The organism is Tellurirhabdus bombi (assembly GCF_021484805.1).
GTDB classification, from domain to species: Bacteria; Bacteroidota; Bacteroidia; order Cytophagales; family Spirosomataceae; genus Tellurirhabdus; species Tellurirhabdus bombi.
In genome coordinates, this window is sequence record NZ_CP090557.1 from 4822901 (window position 1) to 4836298 (window position 13398).

Sequence of the window (13398 nt, forward strand, 5' to 3'; positions counted from 1 at the left end):
ATTAACTGGTTGTTGTTTTGGAAGAAAGCACGATGGAGCGACCAGGGTGGGTGATGCGCAGTTCCAGCAGTTCGGCCAGCGCCTCAAGCAGGGCGTCAGCCGTTCGCGCCCGGAAGGTGCCCGTTAAGGTGCGGAGGGCCAATTCGTCATCAGACAGTTCGACTTTCATGCCGTAGGTATCGTTCAGCATGGCCACTACTTCCCGTAGCGGCGTATTGTCGAATACGAAACGCTGGTCGCGCCAGGCAGCAAATGCCTGCGGGTCTTTGTGTCTACCCCGTTTCATGTTTCCCTGCTGGCTCAAGGTCACCCAATCGCCGGGTTTCATCACCAGTTGGTGCCGCTGCTGGTTGGTAGCCTGGTAGTGTAGTTTCACTTTTCCCCGGTTCAGGGCAACCTGCGTCGCCTGCGGACGAGCCGTTACCGAAAATTCCGTTCCCAGAACTTCAATTTCAAGTTTTTTGGGTGTCTGCACCACAAAACGCTGATTGGTTTGGGTATGCTTTACGTCAAATACGGCCTCTCCGTTCAGCGTCACATTTCGGGTCGATTTTCCGAAGCCAAAGCGCGGGACTTTCAATTCGGAATGGCCATTTAAGGTTACCGAGGAACCATCCGAAAGCTTAAATGTATAGGTCTGTCCATAATTTGTTTCGTAGGTTTTATAGCGAATCAGATCAGAGGCCAGATAGCCAACTAAACCAATAATTAGAATGGCCGAGGCCGCCCACGTCCAGGGAAAGCGAAACCAGGAACGAGGCTCAATTGGCTCATTTACAAGCGTATTTTCGACGGTTGGCTTTCCCGAGTTCATGGCATCCAGCCGTTGCTGAAAGCGTTCGGTAGCCGCTTCCATATTGGGTACATATTGCGGTGTCTGGCGCTCCCATTCTTCAATCCATTGGAAGTATAGCTCCTGGTTAGCCGGTTGTTCTAGCCATTCCGCAATCATTTTCTTTTGAATTGGTGTAGCCAGTCCTGCTAAGTAGGTGTGAATTAATTCTTTCTTAACCGTCATTTCTGTGCATTTATCGTAACGACAAGCTTGGCGGGCCTATCCCCCAGCGCAATTTTTATTCAGAAAACCAGGTGGTGATTGCTCCTAGTAGCAGGATGTGTTTTTGCACCAGCATATTCCGCAGAGCCGCCAGGGCCCGCAGCAAGTGGTTTTCGACTGTTTTGGGAGTTAGACTCAGCTCATCCGCGATTTCTTTGTATTTTTTGCCTTCAAAACGACTCAACACAAACACGCGCTGCTGCTGCGGACTCAGTTGTCGAACAGCCTCTTCTACAGCTAGTTGAAGCTCATCCTGTTGCATTAGCCGGTCGGGTTGGGCGGTATCCGTGTCGGGGCGGTCCACTCCATCCGGAATAGCTTCCTGTCGACCCAGTTCCCAGCGAATGTAATTGTAGGCCCGGTTCCGAACGGCCCGGAACAGATAAGCCCGGAAAGAAGTGGTTATATGGCGGTAAAGCTCCTGTGCCAGCAGCGAATAAAATACATCAGCTACCAGGTCTTCGGCCACCTGCCGATTGTGCACAAACCGCACGGCATGGCTACATAAAGGAGCATAATACAATCGGAATAGTAACTCACAAGCTTGACGGGCATCCCGCTCAAACGCTTGCCGGATAAAAAACTCACGGTCAATCTCCACGGGTTCCGTCTCCGAAGAGGCCTGGTAGTTGCGCTTGAAGAGGTATGATTCGTCCGCTTGTCGGTCAGGATATAGATCAGATGACATGGAGATTTGCAGTATAACAATCTAAAGACAAGTTTGGACAAAATATCCCCCAGCGGTTTTTGGTTTTTATTTACTTTTTTTCGTGGTTCCTTAATTCTCCTTCCCCAGTTAGGCGTTATTTATCGGCTAGCCGCGTGTTTTCCGCTTTCCAACCGACGCAAGTGCCGCAAAAACGAAGTATATTTCGGTTTCAAATCAGAAAAATGCACCACAGAGCAGACAGGCATTACTAGAACTGCATTACTGAATTGTTCACTTAACCAATTATCTAAACCTTACCTAACAATGGCTCAACCAACAGCCGCCGTTGATCCGGCAAAACCAGCGTCGTTTACCGACAAAAAATACCTTATTACGCTGGTCTTTGTTACTTCTTTATTTATGTTCTGGGGCATTGCCATCACAATGGGTGATGTACTCAACAAACATTTTCAGGACGTACTTAGCCTGACTAAAACGCAGTCCGCTTTCGTGCAATTTGCCATTTTCGGAGCCTATTTTGTGATGGGGATTCCAGCCGGTTTGTTCATGAAACGTTTTGGTTACAAAATGGGCGTACTGCTTGGATTAGGCCTTTTTGCTACCGGAGCTTTTCTGTTTGTGCCCGCCGCTAACGCTGCTTCGTTCCCTTATTTCGGAATGGCATTATTCATTTTAGGTTGCGGACTTTCCACGCTTGAAACCGTTGCTCACCCTTTTGTGGCTTCGTTGGGCGACCAGCGCACCAGCGACCAGCGCATTAACTTTGCTCAGGCTTTCAACGCGTTAGGAGCCATGATCGGTCCGTATGTCGGCTCTCGTTTTCTACTTGGCGGTCATGTAGAGGGAGGAACAGACCTGACCTCCGTTAAAACACTCTATATTGTCATTGGTAGCGTAATCGCCACTATTGCCGTGTTATTCGCCCTGGTTAAAGTTCCGGCCCTAACCGATCCGCACGTTTCCACCGCCAATTCGGATGCTGTCAATGTCGATTCTGAACCTCAGAAAAGTCTCTTCCAGCACCGCCATTTCGTTTGGGCTGTCATTGCTCAGTTCTTCAACGTAGCGGCACAGGGCGGCACCTGGGCCTTCTTCATCAACTACGGCCACGAAAAAATGGGTTTCTCCGACACTACCGCCGCAGATTACATGATCATTTTCATGGGATTATTACTGGCCGGACGCTTCGTCGGTACGTTCCTGATGCGCTTCATCGCTCCTCATTCCCTACTAGCCATTTTTGCGGCCGGTAATATTCTTATGTGCCTCATTGTGGCGCAAAGCTGGGGATGGCCTTCGTTCATCGCCCTGCTGATGCTGAATTTCTTCTTCAGCATTATGTTCCCGACCATCTTTAGTCTTGGTCTGAAAAATCTGGGCTCGAAGACGCAACAAGCTTCGTCGTTTATTTCGATGGGTGTCTGCGGGGGTGCGTTTTTCCCCTTTGCGATGGGTGCTGTTGCTGACTACGACGTAGCATCAGCCTATTACCTGCCCATTATTTGCTACGTGGTCATTTTTATGTTCGGGGCCAAATTTTACAAGGTACACGATTAAAATCTACAGGTCCGAAAAGGAAGCTGCAAAGGCTATTTTCGGACCTTCTACTCAGTTTCTCCAAGGGCCATTTCCCGATGGCCTTTACTTCTTTTTTGCGAATTATGGACTTATTCGTACTTTGATAGGACCATTTATTCGATTCAGCAATGCGTCCCAACTTCGATACTCAACCAATGCCTTCGCCTGAGGCTGGGCAGTCATCCGCTGCCGCCAGCCGCCCTTTTGTTACCGCCGAAGGCATCCGGCTAAAAACGCATTATGAAGCGGAAGATATCGACAATGCGACGCACCTGAAGTATGTGGCAGGCATCCCTCCTTTCCTGCGCGGACCTTACAGCAGCATGTATGTTACCCAGCCGTGGACCATCCGTCAGTATGCGGGCTTTTCAACGGCTGAGGCGTCTAATGCCTTCTACCGCCGCAATTTAGCTGCCGGTCAGAAGGGGCTTTCGGTTGCTTTTGATCTGGCCACCCACCGTGGCTACGATTCCGACCACCCTCGCGTAGTAGGCGACGTTGGCAAGGCGGGAGTAGCCATCGATACGGTGGAGGACATGAAAATTCTGTTCGATCAGATTCCGCTCGACCAGATGTCGGTGTCAATGACCATGAATGGCGCGGTCATTCCCATTATGGCATTCTACATTGTAGCGGCGCAAGAACAGGGAGTCTCGCCCGAAAAGTTATCCGGAACCATTCAAAACGATATTTTGAAAGAGTTCATGGTGCGGAATACCTACATCTACCCACCTGAGCCTTCCATGCGGCTTATTGGCGACATTTTTGCCTATACCAGCCGTCACATGCCTCGATTCAATTCCATCAGCATCAGCGGTTACCACATGCACGAAGCCGGTGCACCGGCTCACCTTGAACTGGCTTATACGCTGGCTGATGGTCTGGAGTACATCCGTACGGGTCTGAAAGCGGGTATGAGTATTGATGATTTTGCGCCGCGTCTTTCTTTTTTCTGGGGCATTGGCATGAATCATTTTATGGAAATTGCCAAGATGCGGGCGGCTCGCGTACTCTGGGCAACGTTGGTGAAACAGTTTACCCCAAAAAATGTAAAATCACTGGCTTTACGAACGCATTGCCAAACCAGTGGCTATAGCCTTACCGAACAAGACCCCTTCAATAATGTAGCCCGTACCTGCATTGAAGCGCTGGCCGCCGTACTGGGACACACCCAGTCGCTGCACACCAATTCGCTGGATGAAGCTATTGCGCTACCCACCGATTTTTCGGCGCGTATTGCCCGAAATACCCAGCTGTACCTGCAACACGAAACGGACGTTACCCGGGTGGTTGACCCCTGGGGAGGCTCCTACTACGTTGAGGCGCTGACCAACGAGCTTATTCATAAAGCCTGGGATTTAATTGACGAAGTGGAACGGCTGGGCGGAATGACCAAAGCCATCGAAACGGGTCTTCCCAAACTACGGATTGAAGAAGCCGCCGCCCGCAAGCAAGCCCGTATCGATTCTGGGAAAGACATTATTGTTGGCATCAATAAATACCGTCCCGATTCGGAGCAGGTTCTGGAGCTGTTGGAGGTTGATAACCAAGCTGTTCGCGAGACGCAGATCAAGCGCCTAACTGAAGTCAAAGCCAGCCGCGATGCTGCCAAAGTCGAAGAAGCCTTGCAGGCCATCACGCAGTTAGCACAACAGCCAACTGCTGACTGCGCAATACCCGCCGAAAATTTATTGGCCCTGGCGGTTGAAGCCGCCCGCCACCGAGCCACGTTGGGTGAAATTTCATACGCTATGGAAAAAGCTTTTGGCCGCCATAAGGCAACCATCCGCGCTGTGTCAGGCATTTATTCGGCGGAAGTATCCGATGATGAAAACTTCCGGCTGGCTCGCAAACTCACCGACCGCTTTGCTGATCTGGAGGGCCGCCAACCCCGTATTCTGGTTGCCAAAATGGGACAGGACGGCCATGATCGCGGGGCAAAAATTATCGCTACTAGTTTTGCCGATCTGGGTTTTGACGTCGACATGGGACCGCTTTTCCAAACGCCGGAAGAAGTGGCCCGACAGGCCGCAGAAAATGACGTGCACTTGGTCGGAGTTTCAAGCCTGGCGGCGGGGCATAAAACGCTGGTTCCCCAGTTGATTGCGGAGCTTGAAAAACTGGGCCGAAGCGACATTATGGTCATTGCCGGAGGGGTTATTCCGGCGCAGGATTATGATTTTTTGTATAAGGCTGGCGTAAAAGGCATTTTTGGTCCGGGAACCATTATTTCCGTAGCCGCTCAGAAAATATTGAGAGAGCTAATGCCCGAACTGGCCAAGGTAAATTTAGATTGATCCCCTTTTTTGCGCTTCCCTTTTCCTCCAAACGCTAGCTTGGCAACCGCTTTTTTCGTCTGATCTAGTCAATAAAGTCAAAAGTAATTTCCTCATACCCAATCCTTTCACTTATGAAAAGAATCGTCTCTCTATTGTTGAGTGCCATTTGCATTTCCATAGCCACGCACGGCCAGGAAGCACTAAACTTAAATTTTGAACGCCTCGACTCTCAAACCGGCAAACCTGCCGACTGGCATAAGTCTGGTTCCGATGGCTTTTCCACGACGCTCGACTCCACCGTCAAACACGGAGGCAAATACGCTTACCGGGTTCAATCGCCTGCCAAAATGCAGAAAGGCCACTTCTCGGCACCTACTTTTCTGGTTCCGGCTAAATACGCGGGTAAAGAAATTGAGTTGAAGGGCTACGTTAAAACCGAGAATGTTACTGATGGCTGGGCAGGCTTGTGGCTGCGCATTGATGGCGACGATCGGGCACTGGAATTCGACAACATGGAAAAGCGAGGCATCACCGGCAGCACCGACTGGAAACAATACAGCATCAAACTAAAACTTCCCGATGAAGCCAAAAAAATTGTGTTTGGTGGAATTCTGGCGGCTAACGGAACGATGTGGATTGATGATTTAACGCTGATGATTGATGGCGAAGACTTAAGTAAGACAAAACCTAAAATCGAAAAGTTAACGAAAGCGCAACTGGATACTACCTTTCGCAATGGCTCGGGCCTTTCTTTTTCCACGCTAACCGCGCAGCAGATTGACAATTTAACCGCTTTGGGACACATTTGGGGGTTTCTGAAATACCACCATCCGGCCGTGGCCGACGGCAATTACAACTGGGACTTTGAGTTGTTCCGCGTGCTGCCTAAAGTTCTGAACGCCCGCTCTGTCAATGAACGAAGCACTACTTTGTCGCAATGGATTGATCAATTAGGACCTTTGCCGTCGGGTAAGAGGCTCGACACGGCATCGGTAAAAAAGGCATTCCTGAAACCGGATTTACGCTGGATTGCCGACCGGAAAGTGGTGTCGGATGCGCTGGCTCAACGGCTCAGCTCGGTTTACAAAGCCCGCAACCAAGGTGCGAATTATTACATCAGCATGGACAAAAATATTGGCAATCCGGTGATCAAAAACGAGGAGAGTTACGCCAAAATGACCTACCCAGATGCTGGTTTTCGCTTGCTCAGCCTTTACCGATACTGGAACTTGATTACGTATTTCTTCCCGTACCGGCATTTGATAAAAGAAGATTGGAATGCCGTCTTAACTGAGTTTATTCCTAAATTTTCGACTGCTGGCAATGTACAGGAATACACCTTGGCCAATCTGCAACTTATAGGCCGTATCCACGATACACACGCCAACATCTGGGGTAAGAATGACGCTTTGGAGCGCTGGCGGGGAGCCTACGTGTCGCCTGTTCAGGTGAAATTTGCCGAGGGGAAGGCCGTGGTGACGGGTTACTACAACGATTCATTGGGCCGTATATCGGGCCTGCAACGCGGCGATGTTATTGCAAAAATTGACGGCAAGCCAGTTCCAGCGCTGCTAGACGAACTTTTTCCGTTTTACCCTGCATCCAACCGTCCTACCCAGCTGCGTGATATTGCCCGTAGTTTGCTGCGTGGCAACAACCCAACTGTACAAATAGAAGGCACACGAAATGGACAGCCGTTGACTGTCGAATTAAAGCGGGCAAAAATGGGAAGCATTGCCCTAAACAATGCCAGCGATTATTCCAGTTACCCACAAGACAGCAGTTATCGGATACTTAGCGATTCGATTGGCTATGTTTTTCCCGGAAAAATTAAAAATACTCAAGTTCCAAAAATCCGAAATGCCTTTAAAAACGTAAAAGGAATAGTAGTCGATTTACGCTGTTATCCGTCTGAATTTATCGTTTTTACTTTGGGGAGCTTTTTTCACACGAGTCCAACGCCTTTTGTTAAGTTCACAGCGGGTGACGTGGCTAATCCAGGTTTGTTTACGTGGGGTCCTGAGTTAAAAGTAGGCTCCCGGGGCGTACCGAATTTTGACCGAAAGGTGGTGATCCTGATTAATGAATTAACCCAAAGTCAGGCAGAATACACGACGATGGCGTTCAGGGCGGCTCCAAACGTTACCGTTATAGGCAGTCAAACGGCTGGTGCAGATGGGAACGTATCCGGTTTTCAATTACCTGGCGGATTGTATACGATGTTTAGTGGTATTGGCGTTTATTATCCCGATGGACGTGAAACACAGCGCATTGGCATTGTGCCTGATGTAGAGGTAAAGCCAACGATCAAGGGCATTCAGGAAGGGCGCGATGAGTTACTTGAAAAAGCACTTGATTTACTTAATCAGCCAAAAGAAACGGCCCAGCATAAAGCAAAGTAACTCATTTTACGTTTACCCTATAAATTTCTGTTTACGCACGGTCTGATTTTCTCATTATTCGGCATTAAAAAAGGGGATTTTATTTGCACACATCTATCATTCATCTTTTAATTAAAATCTAATAATAATTTCTGTTCAAGGTAATTGTTCTGGAATCTTTAAGGTTCTTGTTATGACTTTTCATACAAAGTTTTATTTTTGTCATTCCCTAATCATAACAACCTACTAATCAGCCAATTACCTACCAAATAGTAAGTAAACCCCGAATGATAGAAAAGCAGAACAGTACTAATCTTGAAGCTATTGCTAATCAACAGATTATCAAAAAATCTGTTGATTTAATCTGTGGCAAATGGCGCCTGGCCGTTATAAATTTGCTTAGAAGAGATACACTGCGTTATGGCGAAATCAAGCGCCTTATCCCAGATATCAGTGAGAAAGTTCTCGTGCAGGAGCTAAAAAATTTGGTAGAAGTAGGAATACTTACAAAAAAGTCATTCAGTGAAATTCCACCCCGTGTTGAATATACAATAACCGAGAAAGGACGTAGAATTTTACCCGTTATTGACTTGCTTATCCAAATAGGCCCAAAAATTATTTAATTCTAACGTCGAAAGTCAGTGACAGCAAGTTACTGACTTTCGACGTTAGAATTCGTTAAAAAGCTATTGACCAACCCATTAGCCTAAGTTAGCTTTCTAGTCCGTTGCTACGTTTTCTTCCTTTCCGAATGCTCTCCGCTTTCTTGCCTTCCCGAACTCAATTCTTTAATTAGTTTCAGGCCTACCACCCAGGTAATTTACGTTACTAGTATCGTTTAATAAGCACGAGTTGTTACTTTAAATAACAGACTGTAAACTAGATATTTACTCTTAAAATAAGAGTTTTTTAAGAGCAGAAATATTAAATAGTTTAAACAGTTGGATTGCTTATCTGATTTATCTTTTTTAGGCCTCTATTCGTTTCATGTTTCACATTAACCAACCAAAATCATACAATGGGACTGTTAAGTTTCTTTAAAGGCGTAGGGGAGAAAGTTTTCGGTGCAGAGCACCAGACTCCAACTGAACCCGCCAAAGCTGCCGAGGTAGAGCCACTAAAAGCAAGTGCTTTGTTAAAACACATTCAGTCACTGGGTTTGCCATTTAAAAAACTGACGGTGAAAACCCAAGGCGATAAAGTGACCCTGGAAGGACAAGTAGCCAAACAGGAAGATGCGGAGAAAATTGCGTTAGCCGTTGGGAACGTAGAAGGCGTTCATGAAGTAGATAACAACCTGCAAGTTGATGCGCCTGAGCCAGAAGCCCGCTACCACGAAGTTAAATCTGGTGATACCCTATCGGCCATTGCCAAGCAAGTTTATGGCGACCCCATGAAATACGGTATTATTTTCGAAGCCAACAAACCAATGTTGAAAGATCCTGACCTGATTTATCCGGGTCAAATCCTGCGTATTCCGCAGTTGTAAGACAATTGTTTTTAGTAGGAGGGTTGTTTTGCAGCGTATGGCCTCTGCAAAACAACCTTTTTTTGTGCTTTCACTTTCTCGATGCCGCCTGGCACAAATCAAAAGTAATTTTCAAACGCGAACTCATTCTTTCTGCTTTGAATAGGCCGTAAATCACCGAAAAGGTTTGCAATCTGGTAATTACTACGCATGGATTTTTAGCGTAATCTTAGCAATTTTACGGAAGGACTTTCTCCTGGAAAGCCTACCCCTCTATAAGCTTGTAAAAATTGTTAGAAAAAAGTCGCCAGACGAGTTATTATGGCTAAAAAAACACCCAAACCATCGGTCAATAAACCGATTGTCCGTGCTACGCCGAATGGCACAGCGCCGAAAAGCCGGACGGTAAATCCAATTTCCTCACCCTCTGAAACGCTAAAACGCCAAGCTCCCGTGGCCCCGCCGGAGCCACTCGATCCGCGCCCCATCCAACCCTTATGGGGAACGTTGGTGGCTGCCGTAGCTTTCGCGTTGTATATCAATACGTTTCAGAATGGGCTTGCGCTAGACGATATTGCGGCGATCACTCAGAATCTGTTTGTTCAAAAAGGAATTGAAGGCATTCCCGATCTGCTTCGAACCGAATTCTGGCACTTCAGCAATATTTCGCTCGGCTACTACCGGCCCCTAGCCCTGATTTCCTTTGCACTTGAAAAAGAGTATTTTAACGCAGACCCGCACATTAGCCACATCATCAACGCCGTTATTTATGCGTTGACGGGGTTTTCACTGATTATCCTTTTGCAGAAATGGTTACCTGGCCGCACGGTGTTTACAACGCTCATCGCCTTGTTATTTGTGGCCCACCCTATTCATACGGAAGTGGTGGCTAACATAAAAAGCCGCGACGAAATGCTTAGTTTCCTGTTTATGACATTTGTGCTCCTGACCTACTGGAAGTACCTGGAAACCAAACAAATCGGCTGGGTTATTTTTTCTGCCTTCTGGATGTACCTGACCTACTTGTCTAAGGAATCCTCCCTGGTTGGTCTGGGCTTGATTGTGATCATGCAATACACCTTTGCCCGCAAAAATTTCTGGATCTCTTTGCTGAATATCTGGCCTTACATCCTGGTAACCGCTTTGTTCTTCTGGCAGAAAAAACTCATGATCGGCACGCTGAGTGGCAATCCGCCTGTCGATTGGGCCAACTACCCATACGCCATTGAGCAAACGAAATTCCTGACTACGTTCAAATTTTTTGCGCATTACCTCCAGTTACTTCTTGTTCCCTTTAATCTGTCTTATGACTACTCCTACAACGTCATTCCGTCTGGCCGCTGGAACGATGGGGTAACCTGGTTTGGTTTGCTTTCTTTTGCCGGATTGGTTTGGTTAGCCTGGAAAGGTTTCTGGAAACGAAGCATATGGGGCTTCGGGCTAGCCTGGATGTTTATTACGATGGCCCCTGGACTGGGTTTTGTTTTTTCTCGGGGCGGTATTTTGGCCGAACGCTTTCTGTATTCACCCGTGTTGGGGTTCGTGCTTGCCGCGCTGGCCGCACTGGATTTACTCCTGGAAAAGCGCATGAACTTTGCGGAAGAAACGCCCGTTTTAAAGCGCTATGGCGTTATGATTGGTCTATGCATTGCCGTTACGGCTCTGTTTAGCTTTCGAACTATTTCCCGGAATGAAGACTGGAAAGACAATTTTACTTTGTTTAATAGCGGCCTGAAATACGCGGATAACAGTTGCCAGGTTCACCGACACGTGGCCAACGAGTGGATCAATAAATGCCAGAGCGAAAAAGACCCGAAACTAAAGCGTAAATACTTTGATCTGGCTATTGGGCACCTACGCCGCTCGACCGAGATTTACCCCGGCTTCGGTGAAGCTTATTTTTCGATGGCTTATTCGTACCAGCGACTAATTCCTAATATCGACTCGGCGATTTACTTCTATAAACAAACGATCCGGGCTTCATCGGCCTACGCGCCTGCTTACAATAATTTAGGGGTTATCTACCAGGATCGACGTCGTTATCATCTGGCCTCGCACTATTTCTTTATGTCTACCCGCGTTAATCCGGCTTATCAGGATGGCATGAATAACTATCTAGCGCTTAAAAATCAGCTCAAACTTGATGTACAGATTTTGCCCGATAGCTTACAATATGAAGGAGTAAATCAAATTATGGCCAATTCGCCGACACCTATACCAACAGTGCAATTGCCTAAATTCTAGTCGTACACCTGATTCATCAAAAAAGGGCCTTTTCAGGCCCTTTTTTGATAGCATAATTTACTGCGTTAGTGCTTATTTCGCATAAGCTACCGCGCGCATTTCGCGAATCACCGTTACTTTAATTTGTCCGGGGTACTGCATTTCTTTCTCAATTTTTTGAGAAATATCGAATGAAAGCGTATTGGCTTTTTCGTCCGTTACGTTCTCGGCATCCACCATAACCCGTAGTTCACGGCCCGCCTGAATGGCATAACACTTCGTCACACCGGGGAAATTCAAAGCCAATTCTTCCAGTTCTTTCAAACGTTTGATATACGATTCCATCATCTCACGCCGCGCTCCGGGACGTGAACCAGAAATGGCATCACAAACCTGCACAAGCGGCGAAATCATGCTCGTCATCTCGATCTCGTCGTGGTGAGCACCGATGGCGTTACACACTTCCGGATGCTCTTTGTACTTTTTCGCCATTTCCATCCCCAGAATGGCGTGGGGAAGCTCAGCCTCTTCGTGCCAGACTTTACCAATATCGTGCAACAATCCGGCGCGTTTAGCCAGCTTCGCATTTAATCCTAGCTCGGCAGCCATTGTGGCGCAAAGCTTAGCCACTTCCCGGGAGTGCTGGAGTAGGTTCTGGCCGTAGGAAGACCGGAAACGCATCCGGCCAATCATCTTAATCAGTTCAGGATGAAGGCCGTGAATGCCTAAATCAATGACAGTTCGTTCACCGATTTCGACAATCTCATCTTCAATATTTTTGCGGGTTTTGGCAACAACTTCCTCAATTCGGGCTGGGTGAATACGGCCATCCTGAACGAGACGGTGCAGTGATAGACGCGCAATTTCGCGACGAACCGGATCAAAACCTGAAATAATGATGGCTTCGGGCGTATCATCGACGATGATCTCAACGCCGGTAGCGGCTTCCAGCGCCCGGATGTTGCGGCCTTCCCGGCCGATAACTTTCCCTTTAATATCGTCGGATTCGATGTTAAACACCGACACGCAGTTTTCGATAGCGTGTTCAGTAGCCGTCCGCTGAATGGTTTCAATTACCACTTTTTTGGCTTCTTTCGTCGCGGTCAGCTTGGCTTCTTCAACGATGCTTTTCACGTACGAAGACGCTCTTGAATCGGCTTCAGCCTTTAGTGCATCGATGAGTTGATCGCGTGCCTGCTCGGCGGTCAGGTTAGCAATTTTTTCGAGGGCTTCTACCTGCTGCTGGCGCATACGCTCCGCTTCTTCCCGCCGTTTAGTAATGGCTTCCTGTTGCTGAGCGAGTTGGTTTTTGAGTTGGTCGAGTTCCTGTTCTTTCCGTTTCTGCTGATCGCCCATCTGCTGAAGCTGCTGTTCCCGTTGTTTCAGCTTCGATTCGTTCGTGATGAGGATGTTTTTCTTTTTGTTTACTTCTTCCTCAAATTCACCCTTTAGCCTCAGGTATTTCTCCTTTGCCTCCAGAATCCGGTCTTTTTTAATGTTTTCGGCCGTTTGTTCCGCATTTTTTATTATGTCAGCCGCCCTAGACCTAGCATCTTCTTCTCGTCTGCTGAATGTCCGGATCAGGAGCTTCCAGCCGATAAAGATGCCAACCCCAACAGCAATTACATCGGACAAAATAATCATCCAATAGTTGATCTGCATCTTAGTATCTGTTTGTGTGAAACATATAGTTATCACAGACGACTAATATGCCGAACATGAAGCACGATACTGCGGCCCGC

9 protein-coding genes are annotated in these 13398 nt (G+C 47.6%); 6 read left to right on the plus strand and 3 right to left on the minus strand.

What is annotated here, in order from left to right; all coding sequences use genetic code 11:
- Position 1: 1 nt before the first annotated feature.
- On the minus strand, positions 2–1018 hold the full coding sequence (locus tag L0Y31_RS20485; RefSeq protein WP_234734948.1) for a FecR family protein: 1017 nt from the start codon (positions 1016–1018) through the stop codon (positions 2–4).
- A 55-nt stretch (positions 1019–1073) separates the two neighbouring features.
- Complete coding sequence (locus tag L0Y31_RS20490) at positions 1074–1745, minus strand: RNA polymerase sigma-70 factor (protein ID WP_234734949.1); 672 nt, start codon at positions 1743–1745, stop codon at positions 1074–1076.
- Between the two features lie 285 nt (positions 1746–2030).
- Here L0Y31_RS20490 and fucP point away from each other — a divergent pair, with 285 nt between their 5' ends.
- From fucP to L0Y31_RS20520, 6 genes are all read left to right on the plus strand, one after another.
- Complete coding sequence (gene fucP, locus L0Y31_RS20495) at positions 2031–3284, plus strand: L-fucose:H+ symporter permease (RefSeq protein WP_234734950.1); 1254 nt, start codon at positions 2031–2033, stop codon at positions 3282–3284.
- 176 nt (positions 3285–3460) lie between these two features.
- On the plus strand, positions 3461–5602 hold the full coding sequence (gene scpA / locus L0Y31_RS20500) for a methylmalonyl-CoA mutase (RefSeq protein ID WP_234734951.1): 2142 nt from the start codon (positions 3461–3463) through the stop codon (positions 5600–5602).
- 113 nt (positions 5603–5715) lie between these two features.
- A complete protein-coding gene (locus tag L0Y31_RS20505; RefSeq protein WP_234734952.1) occupies positions 5716–7986 on the plus strand; it encodes a S41 family peptidase in 2271 nt (756 codons plus the stop codon).
- A gap of 266 nt (positions 7987–8252) precedes the next feature.
- The gene (locus tag L0Y31_RS20510; protein ID WP_234734953.1) at positions 8253–8588 is read left to right on the plus strand and encodes a winged helix-turn-helix transcriptional regulator; all 336 of its coding nucleotides are present in this window, start codon (positions 8253–8255) and stop codon (positions 8586–8588) included.
- A 395-nt stretch (positions 8589–8983) separates the two neighbouring features.
- Positions 8984–9454: a peptidoglycan-binding protein LysM gene (lysM, locus tag L0Y31_RS20515; RefSeq protein ID WP_234734954.1), complete on the plus strand. Its 471-nt coding sequence runs from the start codon at positions 8984–8986 to the stop codon at positions 9452–9454.
- Positions 9455–9754: 300 nt separating this feature from the next.
- Positions 9755–11677 (plus strand): tetratricopeptide repeat protein, encoded by a 1923-nt coding sequence (locus L0Y31_RS20520; RefSeq protein WP_234734955.1) that lies wholly within the window; start codon positions 9755–9757, stop codon positions 11675–11677.
- A 72-nt stretch (positions 11678–11749) separates the two neighbouring features.
- Here the strand turns inward: L0Y31_RS20520 and rny are convergent, their stop codons facing one another.
- Positions 11750–13318, minus strand: a complete 1569-nt coding sequence (gene rny, locus L0Y31_RS20525; RefSeq protein ID WP_234734956.1) for a ribonuclease Y — start codon at positions 13316–13318, stop codon at positions 11750–11752.
- Between the last annotated feature and the right edge of the window lie 80 nt (positions 13319–13398).